The organism is Enterococcus sp. ARL09-542 (assembly GCF_005234805.1).
GTDB lineage: Bacteria > Bacillota > Bacilli > Lactobacillales > Enterococcaceae > Enterococcus_D > Enterococcus_D gallinarum.
This window is the reverse complement of record NZ_QPQX01000003.1, coordinates 225,134-238,306: the sequence shown is the minus strand read 5'-3', so window position 1 is coordinate 238,306 and position 13,173 is coordinate 225,134. Positions and strand designations below refer to the sequence as shown.

15 protein-coding genes are annotated in these 13,173 nt (G+C 42.4%); 9 read left to right on the top strand and 6 right to left on the bottom strand.

The genetic code is table 11. The annotated features are described in order from the left end of the window. The first annotated feature begins 2 nt into the window (after nt 1–2). Nucleotides 3–524, top strand: a complete 522-nt coding sequence (locus DVW06_RS05105) for a GNAT family N-acetyltransferase (RefSeq protein WP_005471730.1) — start codon at nt 3–5, stop codon at nt 522–524. 46 nt (nt 525–570) lie between these two features. Here DVW06_RS05105 and DVW06_RS05100 read toward each other — a convergent pair whose 3' ends face one another. Further along, on the bottom strand, nt 571–1,104 hold the full coding sequence (locus DVW06_RS05100; RefSeq protein ID WP_005471732.1) for a 3'-5' exonuclease: 534 nt from the start codon (nt 1,102–1,104) through the stop codon (nt 571–573). Nucleotides 1,105–1,210: 106 nt separating this feature from the next. Beyond that, nucleotides 1,211–1,963, bottom strand: coding sequence for an exodeoxyribonuclease III (locus DVW06_RS05095; protein WP_005471734.1), 753 nt, complete (start codon nt 1,961–1,963; stop codon nt 1,211–1,213). Nucleotides 1,964–2,053: 90 nt separating this feature from the next. On the opposite strand from DVW06_RS05095, the gene DVW06_RS05090 reads away from it, so the two are divergent. The 3 genes from DVW06_RS05090 (at nt 2,054) to DVW06_RS05080 (ending at nt 5,361) form a co-directional block, all read left to right on the top strand. After that, a complete protein-coding gene (locus tag DVW06_RS05090; protein ID WP_003127467.1) occupies nt 2,054–2,983 on the top strand; it encodes a Gfo/Idh/MocA family protein in 930 nt (309 codons plus the stop codon). Nucleotides 2,984–3,058: 75 nt separating this feature from the next. Continuing rightward, nucleotides 3,059–3,949 (top strand): UDP-N-acetylmuramate dehydrogenase, encoded by an 891-nt coding sequence (gene murB, locus DVW06_RS05085; RefSeq protein ID WP_369914735.1) that lies wholly within the window; start codon nt 3,059–3,061, stop codon nt 3,947–3,949. A 251-nt stretch (nt 3,950–4,200) separates the two neighbouring features. Next, complete coding sequence (locus tag DVW06_RS05080) at nt 4,201–5,361, top strand: hypothetical protein (RefSeq protein ID WP_238696165.1); 1,161 nt, start codon at nt 4,201–4,203, stop codon at nt 5,359–5,361. Between the two features lie 92 nt (nt 5,362–5,453). Here DVW06_RS05080 and DVW06_RS05075 read toward each other — a convergent pair whose 3' ends face one another. Genes DVW06_RS05075 through DVW06_RS05060 form a run of 4 tightly spaced genes read right to left on the bottom strand, consistent with a single transcriptional unit; the run spans nt 5,454 to nt 8,399 of the window. Further along, nucleotides 5,454–6,089: an ECF transporter S component gene (locus tag DVW06_RS05075; RefSeq protein ID WP_003127470.1), complete on the bottom strand. Its 636-nt coding sequence runs from the start codon at nt 6,087–6,089 to the stop codon at nt 5,454–5,456. A gap of 1 nt (nt 6,090) precedes the next feature. Further along, a complete protein-coding gene (gene coaC, locus DVW06_RS05070; RefSeq protein WP_137264476.1) occupies nt 6,091–6,648 on the bottom strand; it encodes a phosphopantothenoylcysteine decarboxylase in 558 nt (185 codons plus the stop codon). Between the two features lie 12 nt (nt 6,649–6,660). Next, nucleotides 6,661–7,413, bottom strand: a complete 753-nt coding sequence (locus DVW06_RS05065) for a phosphopantothenate--cysteine ligase (protein ID WP_005471745.1) — start codon at nt 7,411–7,413, stop codon at nt 6,661–6,663. Beyond that, nucleotides 7,410–8,399 carry an acrylyl-CoA reductase family protein gene (locus DVW06_RS05060; RefSeq protein WP_124018650.1) on the bottom strand — a complete coding sequence of 330 codons (990 nt, stop codon included), beginning with the start codon at nt 8,397–8,399 and terminating at the stop codon, nt 7,410–7,412. Before DVW06_RS05060 ends, DVW06_RS05065 begins: the two co-directional genes overlap by 4 nt. 361 nt (nt 8,400–8,760) lie before the next feature. Between DVW06_RS05060 and DVW06_RS05055 the strand changes: the two genes are divergently transcribed. From DVW06_RS05055 to DVW06_RS05035, 5 genes are read left to right on the top strand one after another with little or no spacing between them, the layout of a single operon-like run. Further along, the gene (locus tag DVW06_RS05055; RefSeq protein WP_003127476.1) at nt 8,761–9,303 is read left to right on the top strand and encodes a helix-turn-helix domain-containing protein; all 543 of its coding nucleotides are present in this window, start codon (nt 8,761–8,763) and stop codon (nt 9,301–9,303) included. Between the two features lie 16 nt (nt 9,304–9,319). Next, on the top strand, nt 9,320–10,408 hold the full coding sequence (locus tag DVW06_RS05050; protein ID WP_003127477.1) for an ABC transporter ATP-binding protein: 1,089 nt from the start codon (nt 9,320–9,322) through the stop codon (nt 10,406–10,408). A gap of 10 nt (nt 10,409–10,418) precedes the next feature. Further along, entirely contained in the window at nt 10,419–11,228 is an 810-nt protein-coding gene (locus tag DVW06_RS05045; protein ID WP_021149310.1) for an ABC transporter permease, read from the top strand. Continuing rightward, entirely contained in the window at nt 11,225–12,061 is an 837-nt protein-coding gene (locus tag DVW06_RS05040; RefSeq protein WP_003127479.1) for an ABC transporter permease, read from the top strand. The genes DVW06_RS05045 and DVW06_RS05040 overlap by 4 nt, the downstream gene beginning before the upstream one ends. Then, nucleotides 12,058–13,131, top strand: a complete 1,074-nt coding sequence (locus tag DVW06_RS05035) for an ABC transporter substrate-binding protein (RefSeq protein WP_003127480.1) — start codon at nt 12,058–12,060, stop codon at nt 13,129–13,131. Before DVW06_RS05040 ends, DVW06_RS05035 begins: the two co-directional genes overlap by 4 nt. Nucleotides 13,132–13,173 lie beyond the last annotated feature (42 nt).

Here is a 13,173-nt window from a genome sequence, read left to right as displayed (position 1 = left end):
GGATGATCCTGCTTGTTGAACCGGCCCTAGCAGACAAAGAACAGTTAACAGCTTATCGCGCATCATTTTTAGAAGACAATGAAACTATCCACGGAGGTTCTGGGCTAGAAACAGCGGAGACAATCGAAAAATGGCTTGAACTGCAAGAAGCCTACAAATCACCGGCAACTGTTCCTGCTAGTCATGTCATTAGTCGGGTTTATCTTGCAAAACAAGCAGATACAGTCATCGGAATCTTGAATCTGCGGCTAGAGCTCAACGACTATTTGCTGCAGCAAGGCGGTCATATCGGTTATTCTGTGAAAAAAACGTATCGCCAAAAAGGATATGGGACAGCAATGCTTGCTCAATCCTTGTCGATTGCCAAAAGCTTCGGAATAGAAAAAGTACTGGTGACATGCGATGCTCACAATCAAGCATCTGCTAAGGTCATTGAAAAAAATGGTGGTCAATTAGAAGATATATGGATCGATCCGGTAAATGGGAATAGTACTCGTCGTTATTGGCTTTCAACAAATAACTGAAAGACAAAAGAGTAAGAAAGTAAGAAGAAAAGTAAAAAACTGATACTCATTTTACGAGTACCAGTTTTTTTAATGGGTCGATCCCGAAATCGTTTTCTTGACGTAATAAGATCTGAGCACAGGCACGACTATCTTCAAGGGCGTCGTGGTGATTCAGCAAAGGAATCTGCAGCTGTTGGCAGACAGTATTCAGCTTGTGATTCTCGAATTCAGGATAGAGTTTGCGGCTTGTACGTACTGTACAGAGTGAAAGATAATTTGGCTGTTCTATTCCATAGTAATCAAGACATCCAGCTAAAACGCCAGTATCGAAACCAGCATTGTGGGCAACGATCAGACTGTTGAGATTATAATATTGCTGGATTTGTTTCCAAATGTCAGGAAATTTAGGAGCATTGACGACGTCTTCCGGATGAATGCCATGGATTTGGATATTTTTCCAAAAGAAATCTGTCTCCGGCTGGATCAACGTGTAGTATTCTCCAACAATTTTACTGTCCCGAACCATGACTAATGCCAATGAACAAGCACTGTGCTTTTGATAATTGGCTGTTTCAAAGTCCATTGCGATAAAATTCATTGCCTTCACCTCAAAGCTATTCTAGCACAAATCTTTGAAATGAAAAGATACAAGATTTTTTTGGCAGGATGGCCGATAGGACACAGCGAAAGAATATGGTAAGCAATTAGTTTAACTGCAATTCGACGGGGCAATGATCACTGCCTAAGATTTCTGTATGGATTTTTGCATCAACCAGGCGGTCATTTAAATCGTCTGAAACAACGAAGTAATCGATGCGCCATCCAGCATTATTTTTGCGCGCATTAAACCGGTAACTCCACCAAGAATAAATCCCTTCAGCATCGGGATAAAAGTAGCGGAAAGTATCCGTAAAGCCTGCTGAAAGTAAGGTTGAAAATTTTTCCCGTTCTTCAGGAGTGAAGCCGGCGTTTTTTTGGTTGGTTTTCCAGTTTTTAAGATCAATGTTTTGATGAGCGACGTTCAAGTCACCGCATAGGATAACTGGTTTTTGCTGTTTCAGATCGGTCAGATAGGCACGAAAAGCATCTTCCCATGTCATGCGATAATCGAGACGACGCAATTCATTTTGGGCGTTTGGTGTATAGCAAGTGACTAAAAAGAATTCGGGGTATTCCAGGGTGATCACCCGGCCTTCGGCATCATGTTCCTCGATGCCAATCCCATAATGGGCAGCAAGTGCCGGTTCTTTAGCAAAGATCGCTGTACCAGAGTATCCTTTCTTTTCTGCATAATTCCAGTATTGCGTGTATCCTGGCAGATCCAACTCGATCTGCCCTGCTTGCAGCTTCGTTTCTTGCAAACAAAAGAAGTCTGCATCGAAGGTCTCAAAGGCTTCTAAAAAGTTCTTTTTGACGATTGCTCGTAAGCCATTCACGTTCCAAGAAATAAATTTCATATTTGTCCTCCTCGGTTCAACTATATTTTCCATTCTACCGAAAAAAAGTGTAAGATTAAAGCAAGACGTAACGTTTAGGAGGAATCAGTCATGAAGATCGGTGTTATCGGGTTAGGAAATATTGCACAAAAAGCATACTTGCCAAGTTATATTGCATTGCAGGATCAAGCGGATTTTTATTTTGCCACCCGGCGTGAATCCGTTCAGAAAGAATTGCAGCAACGTTATCGGTTGGCGCATATGTACACCAATTTAGACGAGCTGATCGATCAGGGAATCGAGGCTTGTTTCATTCATACAGCTACTGGCAGCCACTATGAGTTGATCAAAAAATGTCTGACAGAAGGAATCCATGTCTTTGTCGATAAACCGGTCAGCGAGAATTTTGCTGAAGTAGAAGAATTGTTTGCTCTAGCTAAAGCAAAACAAAAGTTGTTGATGGTCGGCTTCAATCGCCGCTTTGCCCCGATGGTCGATCAATTAAAACAAATTCCGGATAAGCGGATGATTTATCTGTCAAAACACCGGCAAGCTGCTAGTCATGATACCAAGTATGTGATCTATGATCTCTTCTTACATTTGGTGGATACTGGTGTCTATTTATTGGATGAACCGATCATCGCGCATACTAGTCAGATCAAAGAATCAGCGGATGGATTGGAGACGGCCACACTGATCTTGGAAACAGCACATACAACGGCGATTTTGACGATGGATCTCAAGAGTGGTGCCAATACGGAAGATTACCGGATCACCGCCAAAAGCGGAACCTATGATGTGAGGAATTTGACTGCTCTTACGGAGTATGTGGAGGGGAAAACGGTGGAACATGAGTTTGGCGATTGGGAAACAACGTTGAACAAACGAGGGTTCTATCCATTAGTTTCGGCATTTATTGCAGCAGTCGCCGATCCAACAGCTATCGATCTGCGCCAAGCGCAAGTGATAGACAGTCACCAGCTTTGCCAAGAAATGATCGCTGCCAATCATCGGGCAAAAAGTGATTCTTTAGAGAAGTAGCAACTTTTCAATGAACATGCTAAAATAAGGAAGATGTTTAATGTGAAAGGACTCTTTCTTGTGAATAAAGAATTAATGATCAAGCAATTTCCAGAAATTGCGTTACTAAAAGATGAAGCTTTATTGAATTATACGTATACGAAAACAGGAGGGCCTGCAGATATCCTGGCTTTTCCCAAATCAGCAAAAGAAGTAGAACAAATTGTCGCCTATTGTCGAGAAACTGATACTCCTTGGTTGGTCTTAGGCAATGCTAGCAACTTGATCGTTCGTGATGGTGGGATTCGCGGTGTTGTGATCATGCTATCAGAAATGAATCAGATAACGGTAGAAGATACCACTTTGATCGTCGAAGCAGGCGCGAAGCTGATCGATACAACGTATGTGGCACTCCATGAATCGTTGACAGGATTTGAGTTTGCTTGCGGGATTCCAGGAAGCGTCGGGGGAGCGGTATTTATGAATGCCGGTGCTTATGATGGTGAGATTCAAGATATTTTTGCGTCCTGTGATGTCTTGCTCGCAGATGGACGCGTCGTGACTATGATGAAAGAAGAGATGGCGTTTTCTTATCGCCACAGTACGCTTCAAGACCAACATGCGATCATTCTGTCGGCTCGTTTTGATTTGGCGCAAGGGGATCAAGATCAAATCAAGAAACGAATGGATGAGTTGACGGAACTCCGTCAGCTGAAACAACCATTAGAATATCCTTCTTGCGGCAGTGTCTTCAAGCGGCCTGTTGGTCATTTCACTGGCAAGTTGATTCAAGACGCCGGTTTACAAGGATTGAAATGGGGCGGCGCGCAAATTTCTGAAAAGCATGCTGGCTTCATCGTCAATGTCGATCATGCTACAGCGACGGACTATGTGGAACTGATCGCTCATATCCAACAAGTGATCAAGGAGCGATTTGATGTCCAGTTAGAGACAGAAGTGCGTATTATCGGAGAAGAAGCAAAATAATTCAACATGTTCGTAATTGTGACAACGTCTGATGACAAATCGATATCTGAAGAATGAATGTATTGCAAGGCTTCGTAAGGCATCGTTGCGATGTATCGAGAACCTATAGCATTACTTGAATCTTTCAGAACGGTTGTTTATTTGGACAGTTGTCACATTTTTTATTAAAAAAGGCAATGGGAAGGCTGTACTATTTGTCTACCCATTCCGTCTTGGCTACAATAAAGAAAAGGGGAAAATGGAGGGATAGTATGAAAAAGTGGTTGGGTATTGGCTTGTTGGTTGGGCTATTCTTTTTAACCGGTTGTACGAAATTACCGCAGGATCAGTTTGCTGATGGGTTAACAGTACAAAAAGATATGAATGCTGGTGACTTTAGCGTGACGATCGATACATTTGAATTTGCTGGCGAGGACAGCCAAAATTCACAAGAAAGCATGATCGCAGGGATGATTTTCTCCCAGTTGGCGGGAACCAAGATCACAGGAAATTTTGTTGAAGATCCAAAAAGCAAAAATATTCGTTTGGATGCCTCACTGTCTTCTGGAGAAATCGATGTTCCACTGAATCTTTTGATCGATGGCAAGAGCCATGACACCTACCTTTCAGCAGAAATAGTTGAGGCAATGAGCAATCTGTTTGCATTTGATACATTCGGTACATCGGATACGTTTGCATCGGATACATTTGATAGTAGCGAAACGCCAGATACGATGGGGAAAGATAAATATATTCGTCTGTCACCAGATGAGATGTCAGATCTTGACACGGACCAGCTATTGAACAATAGCTTATTTTCTTCTGAGACATTGGCAGAGTATGTCAAAACGTTGGATCGTGAATCTTTTAAAAGAGATGGTGACACCATCACGCATACATTCACAAAACAAGAGCTGTTGGACTTTGTTGACTATGCCAAAAAACAAAAGGCAGACACTAGTGAGATTACGCAGTGGGAAGATCTGCTGAAAGACAGTGAGCGTATTGATTTGACTGTATCTGTCAATGCAAAGAAACAAAACCAAAAAGTTGTGATGAACATGACCCAATCTGGCGAGCTGCCTTTGGCTATTGGGATCACGTTTACTATCAGCGGCAAACAAAGTGATGAAAAAGTTCAGTTACCTGCTTCAGAAAATGTCGTTGATCAGCAAGAGTTTTTTGATTCCTACCAAGAAGACTCTTTTTGGGATGACAGTTATTACGGCGATGATCCCCTCTCTGATGAAGATTGGACAAATTATACGCTAACAGACGAGGAGTTTGACCAATTATTAGAGATGGTTGCCACTGATCTACAGGGCATGACGGATGAAGAAATCGTTGATTTTTTGTTGATTTATGAAGACTTACTGACCGAAGAACAGGACCAGCGTTTGGCTGAGGCATTGCAAGTAAGCCAAAATTTATGAGCAGCATAAAGGAACACTAAAAAAAGAGCCATTGAAGCAAGCTTATCAAGCTGCTTCAATGGCTCTTTTTATTTGAAGTTCTTTCAAATGAATCAAAAACGTGGCTTTTTCGTCAATCTCAGTAATACAGAAGCAACAGCCATGGTCGCAATTCCTGCAACGATCGCCTCTGGGATACCTTGTGTCAAAATAACGCCAAGGATGGCGGTATAGACGGCAGTTCCGGCATTACCGATCGCAGCGGCATATTCTTGTTGGAATAAAAAGTAGATGAGGTTCATCACGAGAATCGTATTCGTCAATCCTCCAGCGATTCCAGCAATCAGCAACGAAGTGCTTTGCCGCTTGTTTTGCCACATTTTCTGGCAGGCTTTAAAGACAAAATAAGGGACGATTCCGATCAGAATGCGAGGAATCAGAGCAACCAAGATCGCTTTCCAACTTCCATGATCCATGCCATAGACTGGGACAAATGGCGAGAACACAAAAGAAAGCGGCGAGATGATCCACGTTGAACGGACCATACTAATGATGCCAAAAGCCCCTCCCAGAAAGCCGCCGATCCGTGGTCCTAAAATGATGGAAGCAATGATCACGGGAATGTGCATCGTAGTAGCATTGATCGGACCTAAAGGAATGAACCCTAGAAAAGGAACGGATGCTAAAAGAATCAAGATCCCCAGGAAAAATGCAGTTAAAACTAAATCAAAAGTGGCTATTTTTTTCATGTTAGACTCCTCGTACTTCCAATGCTGCAACACCTTGTTCAACGATCGCTTCCACGGTCGCCAGCGCGCCGCGGCCGAAATCCCCGCAAGCCAACAAGGCTTCGCGAGGAGCGATCTCTTGATAACCGACCTCTTTCAAAATGGCTAGATTTCGTTGCACGATTGGATTTTGATACATATTGGTATTCATCGCTGGTGCAATCAGTTTTGGTACCTCCGCAGTCAATGCCAAAGCGACCGTTGAGATCAGATCATCTGCTAAACCATGAGCCAATTTACCAATCAAGTTGGCACTGGCTGGCGCGATCAAGAAAAGGTCCGCTTGCTTCGCTAATTCGATATGGTTGATCCGGTCAGGTTGGCGTTCTTGCATCACATCCACATGGATTGGTCGCTTAGATAATGACTGGAGAGTCAATGGTGTGATGAATTGCGTACTATTAGCAGTCATCATCACGTCGACTGCATACCCTCGTTTTGTCAACTCATTCGCGATATCCGCTGCTTTATAAGCGGAGATACTTCCGCTAATACCTAATAATACATGTTTTTGTTTCATTTTAATTCCTCCTTATCCAAGGGGCTCTTCATTTTTCAATAATGTATCTACGATCAATGCGGCAATTTCTGGCTTAGTATGGCCGGTACCGATTTTTTTATCGGCAGTTAGTAAGTGACCAATATGCTGATCTTCTTTGATCGTAGTCAAGTCATTGGCCAAGACATAATCTGCTTGATTTTTAGCTAGACTATCACGGGCTACTTGAAAAAGTGTTTCTTCCGAAACATCGACTAATAATTTGAAACCCACCAACTTTGTCTGAGGTTGTTTTGCTTTGATTCGCTGGATCACTTTAGGTGTTTTCTTTAAGACCATCACTAGATGATCAGTATTCGAAGAGAGTTTGCCTGACTGTTCCATTGACTGTGCTACTAATGTCTCTAACAACTCAGGAGATACTTGGTTGTCAAATTGTGGAAGCAGCTGATTGATCGCTGTCAAGAATGCTTCTTGTGACCAACTGTTAGCAGGTGTGAAATCACTGACCGCCATGCTGTGGATCACTGCAAAGTAAGTATGTGCCGATAATAAGGACTCAAGACAATTCAGTAATCCAAGAGTGCCTTCGATAGAGTGGACCGTCAATCGTGAATCGTTAGCTGGCTGTTTTGCTTGACGAGTTGTGACATAATCAATTTCAATCCCTTTTTCTAATAACGCTTCAGCGATGGCTTTGCCTAATGAACCTGTTGAATGATTCGTGATCGACCGTACTGAATCAATTTTTTCGGAAGTTCCGCCGGCAGTGATCAATATTCTCATGTTTCTGATGCCACCTTGACGATTGTCCGACCTTGATGGGTACCGGCTAATAAGGATGCGAGTGTTTCCGGCAATGTTTCAAAGGTAATCTCATGACTATGCAGCTGATCTGCGACATACCAGCCTGTTGCTAGACGTTGCCAAAGTTCGTTACGAGTGGCAGTGTCAACATTGACCGAGTCAATACCGATCACGCGGATGCCGCGAAGAATAAAGGGTAAAACCGTCGTTTCGATGTTGATCCCCCCAGCATTTCCGCATAAAAAGGCACCGCCGCCGTAACGGATTTGCGGCAATAATGCGGAAAGAAGGGAACCACCGACGGTATCAATAACTGCCGCTACTGTCTGCTTCGCCAGCGGTTTGATTTTTTCTGGTTGCCAATCAGCTGGATCAGTGATTTTGGTTGCTCCTAGTGCCAATACCCAGTCTGCCTCTTTTTTACGAGAAAGTGCGACGATGTTTGTATAGCCTAACTTATGCAACAATGCGATGCTGATACTTCCGACACCTCCGGAAGCTCCGGTAATGACGATCGGCGCTTCTTTTTCAAGGGCAAGTTTTTCAAGTTCGGTGACAGCCAGTGCCGCAGTAAAGCCAGCAGTACCATAACGCATACTATCTTTAGCCGATAAGGTTTCTGGTCGTTTGATCAGCCAATCAGCCGGTACCCGTTGGTATTGGCTGAAGCCACCGGGATGAGAAACACCTAGGCCGTAACCTGTCAGCAGTACTTGGTCGCCGGTTGAAAAATCCGGACTTTGACTTTCAATGACTTCACCAGCCAAGTCGATGCCTGGTGTCATCGGATAAGTACGGATAACACCGCCATTTTCTTTAGCTGCTAAAGCATCTTTATAATTGACATCGGAATAAGCGACTTTGACAAGAACGTCTCCCTCAGGTAAATCTGTCAGTTTGCAGGTCTTTAAAGTGGCAGTAAATGTTGGTTCATTTGTTACGATATAAGACGAAAATTCTGTCATTCAAGGCAACTCCTTTAATGGTTTGAACTCATGATACCATAATCTGGTTGATTTTTAATCATTGTTGCGAAACAGATGATTATTCATGAGCCAATTTCTTCGTTAGAATGAGAGAAGAGCATTGAGAGCTACTGAATGAAAACGGCTAAATAAAGGCATTATGTGACAGCTGCCCATTGGCTGCAGCTCATTTAGTCAATAAGAAAGCTTCGAAAAATTCTCTTCAAAAAAGGTAAAAAAAGACTTGTTTTTTTTAGAAAAGTTTGTATACTGGAAAAAGTGAAATTAAACTTGAAGTTTACTATTAGCAAACTTTTTTGTGGGAATTTTTTACTATATTTTTGATCGAGGGGGAATGTAGATGGAGATTGGCGAGAAGCTCCGCAATTTGCGGGTCCAAAAAAATCTGACACAAGAAGAATTAGGGGAACGAACCGATTTATCCAAAGGGTACATCTCCCAATTAGAAAGGGATTTAAGTTCACCTTCAATGGAAACTTTTTTTACGATTTTAGAAGTCCTTGGAGTGACCCCGGAAGAATTTTTCCGTCAAGAAAATGCAGACCATCAAGTGGTCTATCGAGAAGAAGACAGTACGAGTTATTACGATGAAGAAAATGGCTATGAACTGCGGTGGCTGATTCCAGACTCGAATGAAAAAGAGATGGAGCCAGTCGTGTTGACTTTTGAGAAAGCCGGCGAGTATAAGACATTTGAACCTTCTTTAGCGGAAACATTTATTTATGTTTTGGAAGGAACGATTGCACTGAGCCTCGGGGAATCAGAATACAAAGCACGTAAGGGACAGTCCATTTATTACCAAGCAACAGAACCGCATCAATTGAGAAATATCGGCCGGCAAAAAAGTCGCGCCTTGATCGTTGTAACTGATTCTTATTTATGATTTAGGGGGAAAAAGTGTGGGAAAAACAATTATTTCGTTCAATAACGTGGTCAAGCGATTTGATGACGATGAAACCGTCTTGAAAAATGTTAGTTTTGATATTGAAGAAGGGCGTTTTTATACGCTTTTAGGTCCTTCAGGATGTGGGAAAACCACGATCTTACGGATCATTGCCGGATTTTCCGAAGCAACAGAAGGCGATGTTTACTTTGATGGCCAGCGTATCAACGATGTTCCGGCAAATCAGCGACAAGTTAATACTGTCTTTCAGGACTATGCGTTGTTTCCACATATGAACGTGTTCGAGAATGTGGCTTTTGGCTTACGGATCAAGAAGCTGCCGAAAGACGAAGTCACAAAGAAAGTCAAAGAAGCATTGCGATTGGTCCAACTTCCAGGTTACGAAAATCGTGAGATCAGTGAAATGTCCGGTGGACAGCGTCAACGGGTGGCGATTGCGCGAGCGATCGTCAATGAGCCGAAAGTTTTACTCTTAGATGAGCCTTTGTCAGCTTTAGACTTGAAATTACGAACAGACATGCAGTACGAATTGCGGGAACTGCAGCAGCGATTAGGAATTACCTTTATCTTTGTGACCCACGATCAAGAAGAAGCATTAGCGATGAGTGATGAGATCTTCGTCATGAATAAAGGAAAGATCATTCAAAGTGGGACACCGGTAGACATTTATGACGAGCCGATCAATCATTTTGTGGCGGACTTTGTCGGCGAAAGTAATATCGTGAATGGCACGATGATCGATGATAATTTAGTCGAGTTTGTCGGCAAACGCTTCGAGTGCGTGGATGGCGGTATGCGGGCGAATGAACCCGTTGAAATCGTGATCCGCCCAGAAGATCTAAGTTTGACCACCGCTGAGAAAGGGAAATTGATCGTTGAGGTAGACACGCAATTGTTCCGCGGCGTACATTATGAAATCATTTGTTACGATGAACAAGGCAATGAATGGATGGTCCATTCGACTAGAAAAGCCAAAGAAGGCAGCAAGATCGGTTTGTTTTTTGAGCCTGAAGACATTCATGTCATGCGTTTCAATGAATCAGAAGAAGATTTTGATGCTCGTTTAGAGAGCTACGAAGATTAGGAGGGAGCACATGACGAAAATGCGTCGTTTCTATGCAATACCCTATGTCTTTTGGTTATTGCTATTTGTTATCGCACCAGTATTATTGATCGTCTATCAGTCCTTTTTCGATATGGATGGGAATTTTTCACTGGTCAATTATCAAAGTTATTTAGGTTCCGGCAAGTATTTGATCATGACATTGAACTCCGTGTGGTATGCCTTTTTGATCACATTGATCACGTTGGTCATCAGTTATCCTACGGCTTACTTTTTGACAAAACTACGTCATAAAGACTTATGGTTACTGCTGATTATTTTACCTACATGGGTCAATTTGCTGTTAAAAGCCTATGCCTTTATTGGTATTTTTGGAATTCATGGCAGCGTCAATCATTTTTTGGAGATCATGGGTGTCGGACCAAAACAGATTTTGTTCACCGATTTTAGCTTTTTAACGGTAGCGGTCTATATTGAGCTGCCCTTTATGATCATGCCGATTTTCAATGCACTAGAGGAGATGAATCCTTCATTGATTAGTGCGAGCCGTGACTTAGGAGCGAACAGCTATGAGACTTTTCGCCGGGTCATTCTGCCTTTGTCATTGAACGGCGTCAAAAGCGGCATACAAGCAGTTTTCATTCCTTCTCTTTCACTCTTCATGCTGACACGTTTGATTGGAGGAAACCGTGTAATCACGTTAGGAACTGCGATTGAGCAGCATTTCCTTGTGACACAAAACTGGGGCATGGGTTCGACGATCGGTGTGATTTTGATTATTGCTATGTTCTTAGTGATGCTCCTGACAGGTGAGAAGAAAAAAGGAGGACAACGAAAATGAAAAAATTCCGCTGGTCAAATCTTTATCTTGTCGTTGTCTTTATCCTATTGTACGTCCCAATTTTTTATTTGATTTTTTATTCCTTCAATGATGGCGGTACAATGAATGACTTTACTGGGTTTACCTTTGAACATTACCAGTCCGTCTTTCAAGATACACGTCTGATGATCATTGTATTGAATACCTTTATGCTGGCATTTTTATCCGCCCTTTTAGCAACAGTGATCGGCACGTTCGGTGCGATGGGGATCTACTATACGAAAAAACGGCGAACACGAACAGCGTTGTTAAGTTTGAACAATGTCTTACTGGTTTCTCCAGATGTCATCATTGGTGCCAGTTTTCTGATTTTCTTCACGATGATCGGAAATTTGTTCCGCGGCTTTAGCCTAGGTTTTTTTAGTGTGTTACTGTCTCATGTGGCCTTTAGTATTCCCATCGTTGTTTTGATGGTTTTACCAAAGCTACAAGAAATGAATGATTCCATGATTGATGCCGCTCGTGACTTAGGTGCCAATAATCTGCAAGTCATCAAGAACATTATTTTGCCGTTTCTGACACCGGGGGTCATTGCCGGCTATTTCATGGCTTTCACTTATTCACTGGATGATTTTGCTGTGACGTTCTTTGTAACAGGGAATGGCTTTAGCACACTTTCTGTAGAAATCTATTCTCGTGCCCGTCAGGGGATCAGCCTAGAAATCAATGCCTTGAGCACATTGGTCTTTTTATTCTCAATGATTCTAGTCGTAGGGTACTACTTTATCAGCAAAGAAAATGTGTCGAAAAAACTACGTAAAAATCGGCGAGCGGAGGTGGCAAATCTGCGATGAAAAGATTACAATCTTTGGTCATAGGAATTGTCGCCATCATTTTGGTACTGCTGTTTGGTGTACGGGAGTTGGAACATTCTTCAGGAATGGCGGGCGCCAAAGTTTTGAATATCTATAACTGGGGTGATTATATCGATCCAGATCTTTTGAAGAAGTTTGAGAACGAGACCGGCTATAAGGTCAATTATGAAACCTTCGATTCCAATGAAGCGATGTTTACGAAAATTCAGCAAGGAGGAACGTCCTATGACATTGCCATCCCAAGTGAATATATGATCCAAAAAATGATGGAAGAGCACTTGCTGAAACCTCTTGATCACAGCAAGATCAAAGGGCTAGACAATATTGATCCCCGCTTCTTGGATTTAAGTTTTGATCCTGACAACCGCTATTCGATCCCATATTTTTGGGGGACTCTTGGTATCGTCTATAATGATAAATTTTTTGCTGAAGGTGAAATCAAGGAATGGGATGATCTGTGGAAACCAGAACTAAAAGACAGTATCATGCTGATCGATGGCGCGCGGGAAGTCATCGGTCTAGGGTTAAACAGTTTGGGATATTCATTGAACAGCAAAGACGACAAACAGCTTACAGCAGCCTTCAACAAATTGCGCAAAATGACGCCAAACATCAAAGCAATCGTAGCAGACGAAATCAAAATGTATATGGCAAACGAAGAAGCCTCTGTCGCTGTGACTTTCTCGGGAGAAGCAGCCGATATGATGTATGAGAATGAACATATCCATTATGTGATCCCATCCGAAGGATCCAATCTTTGGTTTGATAATATGGTTATTCCCAAAACGTCAAAAAATGAAGAAGGGGCCTATGCATTTTTGAACTTTATGCTTGAACCAGAAAATGCTGCTCAAAATGCTGAGTATATCGGTTATTCCACACCAAACAAAAAAGCACTCGCGTTATTGCCAGATGAAATCACGCAAGACAAACAGTTCTATCCTTCAGATGAGCTGATGAAGCATTTGGAAGTCTATGAAAATCTAGGCGCCCAATATTTAGGCATTTATAATGACCTATTTTTGGAGTTGAAGATGTACAGGAGATAATGGTAAAACTCAGTAAGAATGGGGATTTATCAACGTTCTAAA

Excerpts from the sequence above, each read along its gene's own strand:
- DVW06_RS05105 (WP_005471730.1), top strand. The coding sequence starts at position 3 with ATGATCCTGCTTGTTGAACCGGCCCTAGCAGACAAAGAACAGTTAACA.
- DVW06_RS05080 (WP_238696165.1), top strand. The coding sequence starts at position 4,201 with ATGAAAAAGTGGTTGGGTATTGGCTTGTTGGTTGGGCTATTCTTTTTA.
- DVW06_RS05090 (WP_003127467.1), top strand. The coding sequence starts at position 2,054 with ATGAAGATCGGTGTTATCGGGTTAGGAAATATTGCACAAAAAGCATAC.
- DVW06_RS05040 (WP_003127479.1), top strand. The coding sequence starts at position 11,225 with ATGAAAAAATTCCGCTGGTCAAATCTTTATCTTGTCGTTGTCTTTATC.
- DVW06_RS05065 (WP_005471745.1), bottom strand. The coding sequence starts at position 7,413 with ATGAGAATATTGATCACTGCCGGCGGAACTTCCGAAAAAATTGATTCA.
- DVW06_RS05100 (WP_005471732.1), bottom strand. The coding sequence starts at position 1,104 with ATGAATTTTATCGCAATGGACTTTGAAACAGCCAATTATCAAAAGCAC.
- DVW06_RS05035 (WP_003127480.1), top strand. The coding sequence starts at position 12,058 with ATGAAAAGATTACAATCTTTGGTCATAGGAATTGTCGCCATCATTTTG.
- murB (WP_369914735.1), top strand. The coding sequence starts at position 3,059 with ATGATCAAGCAATTTCCAGAAATTGCGTTACTAAAAGATGAAGCTTTA.
- DVW06_RS05045 (WP_021149310.1), top strand. The coding sequence starts at position 10,419 with ATGACGAAAATGCGTCGTTTCTATGCAATACCCTATGTCTTTTGGTTA.
- DVW06_RS05060 (WP_124018650.1), bottom strand. The coding sequence starts at position 8,399 with ATGACAGAATTTTCGTCTTATATCGTAACAAATGAACCAACATTTACT.
- coaC (WP_137264476.1), bottom strand. The coding sequence starts at position 6,648 with ATGAAACAAAAACATGTATTATTAGGTATTAGCGGAAGTATCTCCGCT.
- DVW06_RS05075 (WP_003127470.1), bottom strand. The coding sequence starts at position 6,089 with ATGAAAAAAATAGCCACTTTTGATTTAGTTTTAACTGCATTTTTCCTG.
- DVW06_RS05055 (WP_003127476.1), top strand. The coding sequence starts at position 8,761 with ATGGAGATTGGCGAGAAGCTCCGCAATTTGCGGGTCCAAAAAAATCTG.
- DVW06_RS05095 (WP_005471734.1), bottom strand. The coding sequence starts at position 1,963 with ATGAAATTTATTTCTTGGAACGTGAATGGCTTACGAGCAATCGTCAAA.